The following is a 15,713-nucleotide window of genomic DNA, read 5'->3' on the forward strand; positions in this document are numbered from 1 at the left end:
ATGAATATATTTAAAAATGCAAAGCCAATCTTAACAAAACTAATCGAAAATGGATTTGAAGCATATTTTGTCGGAGGTTGTGTAAGAGATAAATTACTAAACAAGGAAATTGGTGATATCGATATTGCAACTTCCGCATTACCAGAAGAGGTAATGAGTATTTTCTCAAAAACTGTGCCTACTGGTCTACAGCATGGCACAGTTTTAGTCATTGAACAGAATGAATCATACGAAATTACAACATTTCGCACAGAATCAACATATGAAGACTATAGAAGACCTTCGGAAGTTATTTATGTAAAATCAATCCTCGAAGATTTAAAACGAAGAGATTTTACGATGAATGCAATTGCAATGGATGTAGATGAAAATTATATTGATCCTTTTAAAGGAGAAGAAGCCATCAATCAGAAATTAATACAAGCTGTAGGTAATGCAGACGAAAGATTTCATGAGGATGCGCTACGGATGATGAGGGGAATTCGTTTTGTCAGCCAGCTAGACTTTACAATGCATAATGATACGTTTCTTGCAATACAAGCCAATTGTTCATTAATCGAAAAAATTGCGACCGAACGAATCAGTGTAGAATTTGAAAAAATGCTAATTGGAAAATCACCAAAAAAAGCCATTCAATTATGTATTGATACGAACTTAATTGAACATCTTCCGAACTTTCAAGATGGCAAACGAATTTTTTCAAAAATACAAACGTTGCCAATCAAAAATTTGAAGACAATCGAAGAATTCTGGGCATTGATTTTACTGATTGGAAAGTTTGATCAACCAGAGTCTATTCTCCGTAATTGGAAAATGTCGAATGAACGAATGAAACAGATTATGAAGTTATATTTATTGTTGAAAAATGAAGAGTTAGAGTGGAGTCATTCGAATTTATACAATACTGGATTAGAATATGCAATTAAGTATGAGCGATTACAAAGTGTTTTAGGGAATATTGCTAATAGAAGAACTGAACAATCATTAACAGAGCAATTCAAGCAATTACCAATTCATTCAAAAGCTGAATTATGTTTTACAGGTAATGATTTATTAAAATGGACAAATGAAAAAGCTGGACCATGGTTAAAAGAAGTGATTAGTGAAATAGAAAAGCTAATTGTAGAACAAAAATTAACCAATAACCAACCTGCGATAAAGGAGTGGTTTCAAACGTGGCATCAAAAGTAAAAGAACAAATTATACAACTATTCACGGAAAATCATGACAGGTATTTATCAGGACAATATTTAAGTGATAAATTAGGAATTTCACGTACCGCAATTTGGAAATACATGAAAGAGCTACAAGAAGAAGGCATTGAAGTAGAAGCTGTTCGTAAAGTTGGATACAAAATAATTGGTAAATCTGACCGAATGACTTCTACAGATATCCAACTCGGGTTAGAAACTAAAAAATTTGGTCGACAAATAGTCTATCAAGAAGAAGTTAATTCTACTCAAATTATTGCCAGTGAATTGGTAATGAATGATGCTCCAGAAGGTACAATCGTGGTTGCTGAGAGACAATTAAAAGGTCGTGGCAGACTACAAAGAAATTGGGTCACATCAGATGGTAAAGCAATTGCAATGAGTTTGATTTTAAGACCTTCAATCTCACCTAGAGTTGCCCCACAACTTACTTTGCTGACAGCGGTTGCGATTGCATCGGCGATTGAAAAAGTAACGGGAATTCATCCAAATATAAAATGGCCAAATGATTTATTAATAAATAAGAAAAAGGTTTGCGGGATCTTAACAGAGATGCAAGGTGATGCAGACTGTATTAAAAGCGTCGTAATTGGGATTGGGATTAATGTAAATCAAGTTGAGAGCGACTATCCGTTAGAGCTTTCAGATATTGCAACTTCATTAAGAATTGAAAAAGGACAACCATTTTTGCGTGCTAAATTAATTCAAGTCATTCTAGCTGAATTTGAAAAGTATTATGAAATTTTCCTAGAAAAAGGTTTTAAACCGATAAAAATTCTATGGGAAAGCTATGCGATCTCATTAGGTAAGCAAATAAAAGCGACGACATTAACTGAAGAAGTCATCGGTCAAGCAATTGGTATCACTGATGAAGGTCAGCTTTTAATTGAAGATCCAGCTGGTATAGTCCATACGATATATTCGGCAGATATATCATTTAATAAATAATTCTAGTCGTTTTCTCGATAAATTGTTATAATATGGATTGAAATGGGTGGTATCCTAATAGGAACTACACCAAGCATTACCTTTTATGATAAAAATGTGTCTGCCTTGATCCATTATTGGACTGGGACAGAGGAATGAGATGGTTTACAATTTTCCTTTGTTCTTTCCTGAGCAAAGGTTTTTTATTGTAGCCCCCATTTCCTCTTCATTCAAAAGGAGGAAACGAGATGAAAACAACGAAGGATTTTGTATCAATGAAGGAAAACAAGGATTCAATCGTAATGATTACAGCTTACGATTATCCATCAGCTTTATTAGCTGAAAAAAGTGAAGTGGATATGATTTTAGTAGGAGATTCACTTGGCAATGTGGTATTAGGATATGATTCAACAATTAAAGTAACAGTTGATGACATGATCCATCATTCTAAAGCTGTAAAACGGGGAGCAAAAAATACTTTCATTGTGACTGATATGCCGTTTATGTCTTATCATGTTTCAAAAGAGGAAGCATTAAGAAGTGCATGCAGAATCATGCAAGAAGGAAATGCGAATGCTGTAAAGCTTGAAGGTGCGGATGAACATGTATTAGAAGTGATTAAAGCATTAACAGCTGCTGGTGTTCCTGTCGTTGCTCACCTAGGTTTAACGCCACAGTCAGTAGGAGTTTTAGGTGGTTATAAAGTTCAAGCACGAGATTCCGAAAGTGCAATGAAATTGTTTAATGATGCAAAAAAATGTGAAGAAGCAGGCGCATTTGCAATTGTGTTAGAATGTATTCCAAAACAAATTGCAAAAGATATAACACATGATTTATCAATTCCAACCATTGGGATCGGTGCTGGAGTTGAATGTGATGGTCAAGTGCTTGTTTATCATGACTTAATAACATATGGTGTTGGTAAGGTAGCAAAGTTTGTTAAACAATATGCAAATGTTTCGACGACAATCGAAAATGCAATTGCATCATATGTTCAAGAAGTAAAAGCTAAACAGTTTCCAGATGATAAACATTCTTTCACTATGAAAGAAGAACAGTTAAAGGCATTATACGGGGGAAGTTCGCAATGAAGGTTTTTCATAAAATAAAAGATTTACGAGATGAACTGAAATCTCATCGAATTAATCAAACAATCGGATTTGTTCCAACAATGGGTTATCTTCATGAAGGCCATGTAACTTTGTTAAAAGAAGCTAGAAGAAAAAATGACATTGTTGTATTAAGTATATTTGTGAATCCTACTCAATTTGGTCCAAATGAAGATTTCGATCAATATCCAAGAGACTTTGAAAGAGATGAAAAAATCGCAAGTAATGCTGGGGTAGATTACCTATTTTATCCAACAGTTGATGAAATGTATCCAAATGAATTAAAATCTACAATGAAGGTAACGAAACGTGTTGATGTACTTTGTGGCGAAAAGAGACCAGGTCACTTTGACGGAGTAGCATTAGTCGTTACTAAGTTGTTTAATATTGTTGGTCCAGACGATGTTTATTTTGGATTAAAGGATGCTCAACAAGTTGCAGTAATTGAAGGTTTGATTGAAGATTATAATATTCCAGTAACTTTAAATGCAATTCCAACTGTAAGAGAAGAAGATGGATTAGCAAAAAGTTCTAGAAATATTTATTTAAGTGAAAAAGAACGTTTAGAAGCTCCATCCTTATATAAAAGCTTACAAAAGGCTATAGAGGATATTAAAAATGGAGAACATAATGTTGAGCTACTAATTGAACAAATTGCTCAAACAATAAAAACAGAAACGTCTGGCACGATTGATTATATAAATATTTATTCATATCCTAATTTAGAAAAAATAGATACAATCAATGGAAAAATCATCATAGCAATTGCTGTGAAATTTTCAAATGCTCGATTAATTGATAATATAATCGTTGATATTTGATCGTATGTAGGGGGAAAAATAGATGATTCGTACAATGATGAGAGCAAAACTTCATAGAGCGACTGTTACAGAAGCAAATTTAAATTATGTTGGTAGTATTACAATTGATGAAAATTTAATGGATGCAGTGGATGTTCGTGAAAATGAAAAAGTACAAATTGTAAATAACAATAATGGTGCTCGACTTGAAACTTACGTAATCCCAGGAAAACGTGGAAGTGGAGTCATTTGTTTAAACGGTGCTGCAGCTAGACTTGTTCAAGAGGGCGACAAAGTAATCATTATTGCTTACGGTCAAGTTGAAGAAGAAAAGCTTGAACAGCATGTACCAAATATTGCAATTTTAAATGATAACAATGAAATTGTCGAAATGATTGGTAAAGAAATAGCAGGGACAATTAAGTAATGGAAATCCCCTCTTTTTAGGGGATTTTTTTGTATTGTTTAATTTGTTTTATGCAAAATAATCACAATAGAGAAAATGGAGGTGGCAAAAAATGAATAAGTTTGTTGTAGTTGACCTAGAAACGACAGGTAACAACAGTAGAGGTCAAGATCGAATTATTCAAATTGCAGCCTTTGTACTTGAGAACGGAGAAGTAATAGAGCAGTTTTCTAGTTTTATCAATCCGCTTATTGAAATTCCAACCTTTATCAGTGAGTTAACAGGAATACATAAAGATATGGTGTCTCATGCACCACAATTTGAACAAATTGCAGAGGAATTATATCCAATTTTTGAGGATGCATACTTTGTAGCTCATAATGTTCATTTTGATTTAACATTTTTACAAAAAGAATTCGAACGGGTTGGACTCCCAAAAATCCATCCTCTATCAATTGATACAGTTGAATTGACGAGAATTTTATATCCGACATTATCAAGCTATAAGCTGTCAGATTTAGCAAAAGTATTTCAAATTGAACATGAAAATCCACATCAAGCTGATAGCGATGCTGAAGTAACGGCAGAATTATTAACAATCTTACTTAATAAGCTTGAAAATTTACCATATGCTTCATTAAAAATACTTGAAAACTTAAGTAAAAGCTTTAAAAGTGATATTACATACTATATTTCAGATTTAATACAAAAAAAATCAGTGTCTACAATAAAAGAAGAAAATATTGAAGAATTTAGAAGAGTCGCGATTAAAAAAAGTAATTTCAGCTTACCTCAAGAAGAAGAGGACTTTGTTGAGTTTAAAGAATACTTGGAGCGCGACTTAAACCAGCGAATGGAAGTTGAAATGCCTACTTTTCATAAAAGAGAAGAGCAGATTTCCTATATGCAAGATGTTTTTGAAGCCTTTCAATCCAAAAAGATTCTTTTATCTGAGGCAAGCACAGGTGTGGGTAAAACCTTTGGTTATTTAATCCCGTCAGCTTTTTTCTCAAAACAATTTGGTAAGCAGGTCATCATTAGTACGAGTACAATTTCATTGCAAAAACAAATTACCAAAAAACATTTGCCAACAGTTGAAACATTATTGCCTTTTCAATTAAAAGTGGCTTCGATCCAAAGCAAAAAAAATTATCTTTGTTTGCAAAAATTTGAATATGTGATCGATGAATTTGATGATAATTACGATAGTATTTTATCGAAAGCAATGATTTGTGTTTGGCTAACTGAAACAGAAAGTGGAGAACTAGACGAGCTTTCCTTGCCATCTGGTGGAATTCATTTATGGGAACGAGTATGCTGCAATGATGAAAGTGAAAATAAGAGGTCAAATCCTTGGTTTCATAAATGTTTTTATCAAAGAGCAAAAAATCAATTGATGCTTGCTGATTTAATTATTACAAATCATGCTTATTTATTATCAACTTTAAAAAATAAAGAGCATTTATTAAACTCGGTTAAAACCATTGTAATTGATGAGGCGCATTCGCTAGAAGAAACATCATCGAAAACTTTTGGGACCACATTTTCATGCTTAAAATATTATCAATATTTAAGCAGATTAAGTACGACAGATGGAAACGAACTTGTTCATCGATTATATAAACTTGATGAGTTGAACGAAAATAGAGTGAAATGGTGGAAAAAAATAGATCATTTCATAAAAGAAATAAAATATGAATCAGATGAACTATTCAGGTTACTGAGAGATTTTATCTTATCTAAGCAAAATGAATTTGATAAAGAAAATATAAGACAATCAATTACGTTAAATGGTAATAATACATCTAGTCAAAACTGGAAAGTCATTATTGAGTGTGCCAATCGATTAGTCCATACGAATAATTCTTTATTTAAAGAATGTGAGCAATACTTTAAATTGACTAGTGCTTTAAAAGCTAATTCATTTCAAAAAGCAATGATCAATGAATTTAAAATGATTATTGATCAATTATATTTGATGAAAAATGGATTACAAGAAATCCTATTCGATCAAAACGAGCAGTTTATTAGATGGATGGATACGGAATCAAAAGGTTCATTCCATACGACAATTTTATATAGTGAAAAAGTAATCAATGCAGACTTAATTAACAAGTTTTTAATTACAGAACGGGATTCAATTATTTTTACATCTGCAACAATGAGTTTAAAAAATTCTTTTAATTATATGAAGTCAACTCTAGGATTACCTGAAGAGAATGTGATAGAAAAAATCTATCCAGTTCCATTAGATTTTCAACAAGGTATGAAGGTATATATACCTACTGATTTAAAAGGGATTAAAGATATATCTTTAGAAGACTATGCTTTCCAAACCGCAAATGCAATCAGTAAAATAGCAAATAAAATAAAAGGTAGAACATTAGTTTTATTTACAGCTTTTGACTTGTTAAAACAAACCTATGATCATTTGGTGGATTCAACAATTTCAATTCAAGCTACTGTTTTAGCACAAGGCTTCTCTCAAGGAGGGAAGCAAAGGTTAATTAAACAATTTCTACAATCAAAACAAACAATTTTATTAGGTACAAACACATTTTGGGAAGGAATTGACCTACCCAATGAAGAATTAGATTGTTTAATCATTGTACGCTTGCCTTTTACGAATCCTGAAAAACCTATGTTTATTGCGAAATCAAATTTAATAAAGAAAGCTGGTGAAAATTCGTTTTCGAATTTAGCTCTACCACTCGCTGTATTTAAATTTAGACAAGGCTATGGACGTTTAATTCGTAATGAAAAAGATCAAGGGTCGTTATTTGTATTGGATAATCGTATTATCAATGCAAATTATGGAGAAGAATTTTTGAAGCTTATTCCTGGAAATAAAATCAAAATAAATACAATTGATGAACTATTAAACGATTTTTAGACATTTTTAAACAATTAGCATGAGAATATAGGGGAATCAGTTATTTCGTGTGGTATAATGACAATATTGTGATGTATATCCATATACATTTTTAGGAGGAGCAACATGAATACAAAGATTGAAGTGTTATCAACAACAAAGATTGAATATACAAAGGAACTTTATAAAATTGTTGATAGTTTAAATCGAACATTAAAAGAACAGGATTTAATGTTTGGTCTTGCACTTGATAAAGAAAATCCAGCAAACGCAGTGTTTACAATTTATCGAACTTAAATGAGGTATATATGAAAAAATGGTTTATCATCCTTGGATTAGGCATTGTATTTCTAGCTTTATTTTTTATATCAACTTACCAGTCTTCTTTATCACCTTTAAATGATGATAAAAAGAAAGCAGAAGAGCTTGCAGTTAAACAAGGCTATATAAAAACTGTTGCTAGTACTGATTACTATCATGGTAAAGAACAAGCTATTGTTTTAACGGGTAAAGATGATGCAAATAATGAAATAATTGCTTGGGTACAGGATGGAAATATTATCGCTAGGAAAAAAAGTGAAGGTTTAACAAAGCAAGAAATTATAGAAAAAGTAACAAATGAAAGAGAGCCAAAAGAAATACATAAAGTTAAGTTAGGAATAGAGAACAAAATTCCATTATGGGAAGTAGTATATATAGATAAACAAGGGCGTTTTAATTTTTATTATGCTGCTTTTGAAAATGGTGAGCTTTTAAAACGTTATAGTATCTAGGGGGAAGAAATGATGAAACTAGCAAAAAGAGTAAGCGCGTTAACACCATCGACAACACTAGCTATTACAGCAAAAGCAAAGGAAATGAAAGATAGAGGGATCGATGTAATTGGTTTAGGGGCAGGAGAACCTGACTTTAATACACCAACTGCAATTATTGAAGAAGCATACGCAGCAATGATGAGCGGCCAAACAAAGTATACGCCATCAAATGGTCTTCCTACACTTCGAAAAGCAATTTGTGATAAATTACAAAAGGATCAAGGAATAAGCTATTCGCCAGCTGAAGTTGTTGTAACGAATGGTGCAAAACATGCACTGTATACATTGTTTCAAGCAATTTTAGACCCAGGCAATGAAGTAATTATCCCAACTCCTTATTGGGTAAGTTATCCTGAACAAGTCATTCTTGCTGAAGGTGTACCTGTATTTATTGAAGGTTATGAGCATCAACAATTTAAAGTAACGCCTGAACAAATCGAGGCAGCAATTACTGAAAATACGAAAGCAATTATCATAAACTCACCAAGTAATCCTACTGGTATGATTTATACTGAACAAGAATTAAGAGAAATTGGTGAAGTTTGTTTAAAACATGATATTTTAATCGTTTCTGATGAGATATATGAAAAATTAGTCTACGATGGTGCAAAACATGTATCAATAGCACAATTAAGCACTGAATTAAAAGAGCAAACAATTATTATTAATGGTGTATCAAAATCTCACTCAATGACGGGATGGAGAATTGGATATGCAGTTGGTAATAAAGAAATTATTAACGCGATGACAAATCTTGCTAGTCATTCAACATCAAATCCAACAACAATGGCACAAATTGCTACAATTAAAGCCTATGAAATGGGAGATGCTCCTGTTGAAGAAATGAGAGTAGCATTCGAGGATCGTTTAAATAAAACATATGAGAGACTTGTAACGATTCCAGGTTTCACATGCGTAAAACCAAATGGTGCATTTTATTTATTCCCAAATGTTACAGAAGCCGCTAAAATGGCAGGATTCAACAATGTTGATGAATTTGTGACAGAATTACTTGAAAAAGCAAGTGTAGCTGTTATCCCTGGATCTGGTTTTGGCTCACCTGAAAATATTCGCTTATCTTATGCAACATCACAAGAACAACTGGATAAAGCGCTAGAACGTATTGAGCAATTTATGAAAGCGAGTATCCCTAGCTAATTTTTGGTCTGTATTTTACAAGCGCACGTTTTTTCGTTGCTTCTTATAAGGTGAGATACTGAAGAAAATTCAACTCCTCATCTGAGTTAAGACTTGATAAAAGCTAAGCAAATGCTTAGCTTTTATCATTTTAAGTGGAATCAAGAGTTAATTATTTCATTTTTTTATATCCACCCGAGAATCTTTCTGTCATATTTTATCAGATAACGTTGATATAGAGAGATTTGAAGGGTATAATGAATATGTTTATAGGAATATTTACATTATTTATACATATGTTTTGGAGGGTTATTTTTGAAAACGACAATATCACAAGTACATAAATATGTTGATCAAACAGTTACAATCGGAGCTTGGTTAGCAAATAAACGCTCAAGCGGAAAAATCGCATTTTTACAACTACGAGACGGTTCAGGTTTCATTCAAGGGGTTGTAGTGAAAGAAGAAGTTGGAGAAGAAATTTTCCAAAAGGCAAAAGCATTAACACAAGAAACTTCACTTTATGTTACTGGAACAGTACGTAAAGATGAGCGTTCACCATTAGGATTTGAATTAAATGTAACGGATGTAGAAGTAATCCATGAATCAGTAGATTTTCCAATTACACCAAAAGAGCATGGTACAGAATTTTTAATGGATAACCGTCATTTATGGTTACGTTCTCGTAGACAGCATGCTGTAATGAAAATTCGTAATGAAATTATTCGTGCTACTTATGAGTTCTTCAATGAAAATGGATTTGTTAAGGTTGATCCACCAATCTTAACTGGAAGTGCTCCAGAAGGTACAACAGAATTGTTCCATACGAAATACTTCGATGAAGATGCATATCTTTCTCAAAGTGGTCAGCTTTATATGGAAGCAGCTGCAATGGCACTTGGAAAAGTATTTTCATTTGGACCTACTTTCCGTGCAGAAAAATCTAAAACACGTCGCCATTTAATTGAGTTTTGGATGATTGAACCAGAAATGGCATTTATGGATCACGAAGATAACTTAGTCGTTCAAGAAAATTATGTTTCGCATTTAGCGCAATCTGTTCTAAAAAATTGTCAATTAGAGTTAAAGACATTAGGTCGCGACGTTGCGAAATTAGAAAATATTAAAGCACCATTCCCAAGAATTTCTTATGATGATGCAATTAAGTTCTTAAACGAAAAAGGATTTGACGATATTACATGGGGTGATGATTTCGGTGCGCCACATGAAACTGCAATTGCAGAAAGCTTTGATAAGCCGGTATTCATTACACATTATCCAGCGAAAATTAAATCATTCTATATGAAACCAGATCCAACAAATCCAGAAGTAGTACTTTGTGCGGATTTAATTGCTCCTGAAGGATATGGAGAAATTATTGGTGGTTCAGAACGTATTGATGATTATGAATTATTAGCTAAACGTTGTGAAGAGCATGGTCTAACTTCAGACGCTTACAAATGGTACATGGAACTTCGTCAATATGGATCAGTTCCTCACTCAGGATTTGGTCTAGGCTTAGAACGTACTGTAGCATGGTTATCAGGTGTGGAACACGTTCGTGAAGCTATTCCATTCCCACGTCTATTAAACCGTTTATACCCATAATAAATCGATTTTTAGATGGTTTTTTAAAGAGTTATTAGATAAACTAATGAAGAGGTATGGTTCTCATACCTCTTTTTCTTTTTCACTGAATTGGAGATTCATTACAGTTTATTTCTATTATGTAAACATGCTATACTATGCTAGAGGTGTTCGAAGTGAATAATAATAGCATTATAAATTGGATTGAATTTGGAAACTTAAGTATTCCAAATATTCTACTTAGTAAATACGCTTCATTAAACATGAATGAAGAAGAGTTAGTCATGATTCTACAAATTTTTTCTTTTCAACAAAAAGGTCATACTTTTCCAACACCTTCTCAATTAGCAGAGATTATGTCATTAAACGATCAAAAATGTATGGAAGTCATACGTCAGTTATTAAAAAAGGGTTTAATAGAAATCGTTGAACAAAAAGATGAAAGAAATTTACGTTCAGAAGCATATTCTTTATCACCTTTATGGATAAAATTGATTGAATCAACAGAAGAAAAACAGCCGAGTGTAGAACTAACAAATCCTATTCCGTCAATTATTGAGCAAAATGAAGAATCTACTTATGCAGTATTTGAAAAAGAATTTGGTAGACTATTATCTCCATTTGAAATTGAAACATTAACTATGTGGATGGATCAAGATGAGCATGACGAAAAATTAATTAAAGCTGCTTTAAAAGAAGCAGTAATCAGTGGTAAGTTAAACTTTCGCTATATTGATCGAATTCTTTTTGAATGGAAAAAGAATGGAATTAAACAAGTTGAACAAGCCATTAGTTACAGTAAGCATTTTAGAAAAAAAGATCCACAATCTCAAAACAAAGAGCAAGCTGAAACAAAATACACAGGAGCTATTCCTTTTTATAATTGGCTAGAAAAGTAAAGCGAGGACATGCTCCTCGCTTTTGTTAGTAAGGAGTGTAGGAATGTTAAACAAACAACAAATTTCCGAGGTTTTAAATACAATGGGTGATATGTTCCCGGATGCACATTGTGAACTAAATCATAAAAATCCATTTGAACTAGTTATTGCGGTTGCTTTATCAGCCCAGTGTACAGATGTATTAGTAAATAAAGTAACAAAAACACTTTTTGAGAAATATAAAACACCTCAAGATTATTTAGATGTCACATTAGAAGAACTGCAAAATGACATTAGATCAATTGGACTTTTTCGTAATAAAGCAAAAAATATACAAAAGCTTAGTGACATGATTCTTACTGAATTTAATGGTGAAGTACCAAGAACAAGGGACGAGTTAGTCAAATTACCGGGGGTAGGTAGAAAGACAGCTAATGTAGTTATGTCTGTAGCGTTTAATATCCCAGCAATAGCAGTAGATACTCATGTTGAGCGTGTTTCTAAACGCTTGGGAATTTGTCGATGGAAGGACTCTGTACTAGAAGTTGAACAGACATTAATGAACAAAGTACCAAAAGAAGAGTGGGGAGTCACACATCATCGATTAATTTTCTTTGGTCGTTATCATTGCAAGGCGCAAAGACCCGGGTGTGAAACTTGTCCTCTTCTTGATATTTGTAGAGAAGGTAAAAAACGAATGAAAGCGAAGAAAGCAGTATGAGTAGAATTCATGAAAATTTTCTAAATCCACCATTTTATATGGACAGTAATGATGAGATAGAGCAAGATTCGATCATGATAAAAAATAAACCTTTTTCCTACGAAAGTTCTCATCTTTTAGAAGAAAGCTCCATAAGCTCCCAAGAAGTGCGTGATAAAATCATTCAAGAAATGTTTTTGCAATGGAAAGAGGAATCTGAGCTACTGACAGGCTATTTTAGGTTACGAAATCGCAAATCAGCATTAGAACCGATGACAAGAGGTTTAGCCAATTTTATCTCGATTACTACTTGGTTAAACGGTAAAATCTTAACGAATATAAATGATTTGTTAAATGAATTAGACTTATTAACAATTAAACCGATTAACTTGAACGAAAGAATAAGTTTCGTTATTAAGCAACCAGATCACTACCACTCATTTATTCAATTATCTGGACTATATACTGAATTAGAAAAATTGTATTATAAACAAAAAATAACCTCCTCAAAATGAGGAGGTTTTTCAGACTATTAGCCAAACGCTCGCTTTCTTCGTTGCTTCGCCTGCTTACGGTGCTCAATACCGTCAAAGATAACTCCGCTCCTCATACGGCTTGCGCCTCGAAAGACAAGCGTTTTCAAACAGTCTGAATCTCTTAACTTTTGTACTTTGTTAACATAAAAAAAACTCCTCAAAATGAGGAGGTTTTTTTATGCTGTAATCTTGTTATAACGATAATTTGAAGTATTATATGATGTTGGATTTGTGATAATGCCATTATTATCAGTTGGTTTAGTAGGATCAGGTATCACTGGATTACCATCTTCATCAGTTTCACCGTCGCCACCATCTCCATTGCCGTTACCATTCCCGTTGTCATTACCGTTTCCGTTACCATTTCCATTGCCGTTACCATTCCCGTTGTCATTACCGTTTCCATTGCCATTATTACCTTCATCAGGCGGAGTGACAGGTTCCTCAGTAGTTGATAAATCAACAGTTACTGTAACTGGATTACTCTTACCTACATCACTTGTTGCGACAATCGAAATTTTTACAATATCTCCAGGAACAATTCCGTTAATACTTGTTGCAGTTCCTTGTATTTTTTGTGTTTGTGCCTTTTTGCCATTTACATCATAACTTACTTCAAACGAAGTCGATGGAAGTAACTCAGGAGCGTATTGCCAGTTTAAAGAAATATTACTTGTAACTGGATCATAATTCGCTGCTACATTTTTTACAGGATCTAGTTTAATATCTTGTGGAATATCATCCATTTTTTCGCCTTTAATATATAATTCATCACGATTTTCAACTACTGAACTTGGTTTTTCGAATTTAGAATTCATATCTCCAGTAGCAGCTAGCATATCTCTTGCGATGTATTTTGCAATGTTTGTAGATGATTTACCTAAATAATGATCTTTTTTATTTTTCTCATATCCTGTCCAAACAGAAACAGTTACGTCAGGTGAAAAACCAACAAACCAACTATCACGAGTTGCATTATCGGGGAAGCCATACTTTTGTTTAACTTCAGTTGGATAATTTGTTGTTCCTGTTTTACCCGCCATATCTAAGCCAGGTACGTTTGCTCTACCACCTGTACCAAGAGGGGATTTAACAACATCACGTAGCATATCTGTAATCATATATGCAGTATAATCACTCATTGCTTGCTTTGGTTCAGGTGTTAATACTTTTTCTGTTTTATCTTGATAAATGATCTTTGTAACTGCATGAGGTTTAATATAAACCCCGCCATTACCAAAGGCTGCATAAGCACCAGCCATTTCCATTGGAGACACGCCTGTAAATCCTCCGATAGAGTATGATTCATAAATATCTTTTGGTAAGTCTAGCCCTAATCCAACTCCAAATTCACGAGATCGGTCTAATCCTACTTCTTGCATAGTTTTTAATGCAGGAATGTTTCTTGAGTCTGCTAATGCATATCTAATTGAAATTTTTCCTTTATATCGTTTATCCCAGTTACTAATTGGAACACCTTCAGAGTATTGATAAGGTTCATCAACTATTTGATGGAAAGTGGACCATTTTAAATATTGGATAGCAGGGCCATAATCTAAGATTGGTTTGATTGAAGAACCCGGCTGTCTTTTGATATCTTTAGCGAAGTTGATTCCGCCAGTTGTTGTATTTCTTCCTGCTCCAACTGCTCGAATTTCACCAGTTTTCGTATCTGTTAAAACGAAACCAGTTTGGAATTCATCACTTGGATAAAACTCTTTACCGCGATTGATAATTTCATCAGCTTTTTGTTGTGCTTTTGGATCAATCGTTGTTTCAATTGTTAACCCATCAGTATAAACATTTGCATCGCCATTTTTTTCAACTTCATCAATTACTACATCTAAGAATGCTTGATATTTAGTACGTTCTGGCTGCGACACCTTAACTATACTTTTCATTGAAACTGCTTTTGCTTTCGTATATTCCTCTTCTGAAATATACTTATATTTTTTCATTTGGCTTAGTACGATATTTCTTCTGTTTTCAGATGCAGCAGGATGCTTAGCAGGGTTAAAGTTATTTGGACTTTGAACCATTCCAGCCAGTATTGCTGCTTCGGGTAATGTAATTTTAGACAAGTCTTTACTAAAATAAGTTTCACTTGCTTTTGCAATACCATAAACACCACGACCATTTAAACCGTTTGAGAAATAAACTTTATTTAAATACATTTCTAAAATTTGTTGTTTAGAATACTTTTGTTCTAATTGAAATGCTAAATACCATTCTTGTACTTTACGTTTAATTGTCTTTTCAGGTGATAAAAATGAATTTTTTACAACTTGTTGCGTAATAGTACTACCACCTTGAGAACCAAATCCGCCAGTAATATTAGCTAAAACTGCACCGAACACACGGCGAATATCTACACCTTTATGCTTAAAGAATCGAACATCTTCAGTAGCGATAAAAGCATCTTGAACCACAGTTGGAATCTCATTATATGAAATTTTAGTCCTTTGTTCAGTACCCAATTCAGCAAATACATTTCCATCTTTATCTAATACTGTTGAGGATAGTGGGTCTTTTAATTTTGATTCATCTAAATCTGGTGCGCCACTGACTAAATAATAAAAACCACCGACACCAGCAAGTATACAAATGACTGCAACTGTCAATATTGATAAAGTGATTTTTTTCCATAAACCTTCACGTTTCTTTGTCGTACCTTTAGTAGGCTTCTCCATACGTTTACGTTCTTCTCGTGAACGATATTCTTTTGCCATCTTAAT

At 33.2% G+C, this 15,713-nt stretch carries 14 protein-coding genes; 13 read left to right on the plus strand and 1 reads right to left on the minus strand.

Features of this window, described 5'->3' with window-relative positions:
• The 13 genes from CAB05_RS08695 to CAB05_RS08755 all read left to right on the plus strand — a co-directional run bounded on the left by CAB05_RS08695 (position 1) and on the right by CAB05_RS08755 (position 12,957).
• Positions 1-1,191 carry a CCA tRNA nucleotidyltransferase gene (locus tag CAB05_RS08695; protein WP_087999427.1) on the plus strand — a complete coding sequence of 397 codons (1,191 nt, stop codon included), beginning with the start codon at positions 1-3 and terminating at the stop codon, positions 1,189-1,191.
• Positions 1,176-2,159, plus strand: coding sequence for a biotin--[acetyl-CoA-carboxylase] ligase (locus CAB05_RS08700; RefSeq protein WP_087999428.1), 984 nt, complete (start codon positions 1,176-1,178; stop codon positions 2,157-2,159). The genes CAB05_RS08695 and CAB05_RS08700 overlap by 16 nt, the downstream gene beginning before the upstream one ends.
• Before the next feature lie 227 nt (positions 2,160-2,386).
• Positions 2,387-3,229, plus strand: a complete 843-nt coding sequence (gene panB / locus CAB05_RS08705) for a 3-methyl-2-oxobutanoate hydroxymethyltransferase (protein ID WP_087999429.1) — start codon at positions 2,387-2,389, stop codon at positions 3,227-3,229.
• Positions 3,226-4,068, plus strand: a complete 843-nt coding sequence (gene panC, locus CAB05_RS08710) for a pantoate--beta-alanine ligase (protein WP_087999430.1) — start codon at positions 3,226-3,228, stop codon at positions 4,066-4,068. Before panB ends, panC begins: the two co-directional genes overlap by 4 nt.
• 22 nt (positions 4,069-4,090) lie before the next feature.
• Complete coding sequence (gene panD, locus CAB05_RS08715; RefSeq protein ID WP_087999431.1) at positions 4,091-4,474, plus strand: aspartate 1-decarboxylase; 384 nt, start codon at positions 4,091-4,093, stop codon at positions 4,472-4,474.
• Between the two features lie 91 nt (positions 4,475-4,565).
• Positions 4,566-7,346: an ATP-dependent DNA helicase DinG gene (gene dinG, locus CAB05_RS08720; protein WP_087999432.1), complete on the plus strand. Its 2,781-nt coding sequence runs from the start codon at positions 4,566-4,568 to the stop codon at positions 7,344-7,346.
• A 105-nt stretch (positions 7,347-7,451) separates the two neighbouring features.
• A complete protein-coding gene (locus tag CAB05_RS08725; RefSeq protein WP_087999433.1) occupies positions 7,452-7,622 on the plus strand; it encodes a YpmA family protein in 171 nt (56 codons plus the stop codon).
• Positions 7,623-7,633: 11 nt separating this feature from the next.
• Positions 7,634-8,098, plus strand: coding sequence for a cell wall elongation regulator TseB-like domain-containing protein (locus CAB05_RS08730; protein ID WP_087999434.1), 465 nt, complete (start codon positions 7,634-7,636; stop codon positions 8,096-8,098).
• Positions 8,099-8,110: 12 nt separating this feature from the next.
• Entirely contained in the window at positions 8,111-9,298 is a 1,188-nt protein-coding gene (locus CAB05_RS08735) for a pyridoxal phosphate-dependent aminotransferase (RefSeq protein WP_087999435.1), read from the plus strand.
• A 294-nt stretch (positions 9,299-9,592) separates the two neighbouring features.
• On the plus strand, positions 9,593-10,885 hold the full coding sequence (gene asnS, locus CAB05_RS08740) for an asparagine--tRNA ligase (RefSeq protein ID WP_087999436.1): 1,293 nt from the start codon (positions 9,593-9,595) through the stop codon (positions 10,883-10,885).
• 155 nt (positions 10,886-11,040) lie between these two features.
• Positions 11,041-11,763, plus strand: coding sequence for a DnaD domain-containing protein (locus CAB05_RS08745; protein WP_371870370.1), 723 nt, complete (start codon positions 11,041-11,043; stop codon positions 11,761-11,763).
• 43 nt (positions 11,764-11,806) lie between these two features.
• On the plus strand, positions 11,807-12,463 hold the full coding sequence (gene nth / locus CAB05_RS08750; RefSeq protein ID WP_087999438.1) for an endonuclease III: 657 nt from the start codon (positions 11,807-11,809) through the stop codon (positions 12,461-12,463).
• Entirely contained in the window at positions 12,460-12,957 is a 498-nt protein-coding gene (locus CAB05_RS08755; RefSeq protein ID WP_087999439.1) for a YpoC family protein, read from the plus strand. The genes nth and CAB05_RS08755 overlap by 4 nt, the downstream gene beginning before the upstream one ends.
• Before the next feature lie 197 nt (positions 12,958-13,154).
• Here CAB05_RS08755 and CAB05_RS08760 read toward each other — a convergent pair whose 3' ends face one another.
• A complete protein-coding gene (locus CAB05_RS08760) occupies positions 13,155-15,707 on the minus strand; it encodes a transglycosylase domain-containing protein (RefSeq protein WP_087999440.1) in 2,553 nt (850 codons plus the stop codon).
• Between the last annotated feature and the right edge of the window lie 6 nt (positions 15,708-15,713).

The sequence above is a fragment of the Gottfriedia solisilvae genome, from assembly GCF_002128405.1.
Lineage (GTDB): Bacteria > Bacillota > Bacilli > Bacillales > Bacillaceae_G > Gottfriedia > Gottfriedia solisilvae.

Bases quoted from the DNA above. Each gene is read 5' to 3' on its own strand.
- panD (WP_087999431.1), top strand. From the start codon at position 4,091: ATGATTCGTACAATGATGAGAGCAAAACTTCATAGAGCGACTGTTACA.
- CAB05_RS08755 (WP_087999439.1), top strand. From the start codon at position 12,460: ATGAGTAGAATTCATGAAAATTTTCTAAATCCACCATTTTATATGGAC.
- dinG (WP_087999432.1), top strand. From the start codon at position 4,566: ATGAATAAGTTTGTTGTAGTTGACCTAGAAACGACAGGTAACAACAGT.
- CAB05_RS08735 (WP_087999435.1), top strand. From the start codon at position 8,111: ATGAAACTAGCAAAAAGAGTAAGCGCGTTAACACCATCGACAACACTA.
- panB (WP_087999429.1), top strand. From the start codon at position 2,387: ATGAAAACAACGAAGGATTTTGTATCAATGAAGGAAAACAAGGATTCA.
- panC (WP_087999430.1), top strand. From the start codon at position 3,226: ATGAAGGTTTTTCATAAAATAAAAGATTTACGAGATGAACTGAAATCT.
- CAB05_RS08760 (WP_087999440.1), bottom strand. From the start codon at position 15,707: ATGGCAAAAGAATATCGTTCACGAGAAGAACGTAAACGTATGGAGAAG.
- nth (WP_087999438.1), top strand. From the start codon at position 11,807: ATGTTAAACAAACAACAAATTTCCGAGGTTTTAAATACAATGGGTGAT.
- CAB05_RS08695 (WP_087999427.1), top strand. From the start codon at position 1: ATGAATATATTTAAAAATGCAAAGCCAATCTTAACAAAACTAATCGAA.
- CAB05_RS08730 (WP_087999434.1), top strand. From the start codon at position 7,634: ATGAAAAAATGGTTTATCATCCTTGGATTAGGCATTGTATTTCTAGCT.
- CAB05_RS08725 (WP_087999433.1), top strand. From the start codon at position 7,452: ATGAATACAAAGATTGAAGTGTTATCAACAACAAAGATTGAATATACA.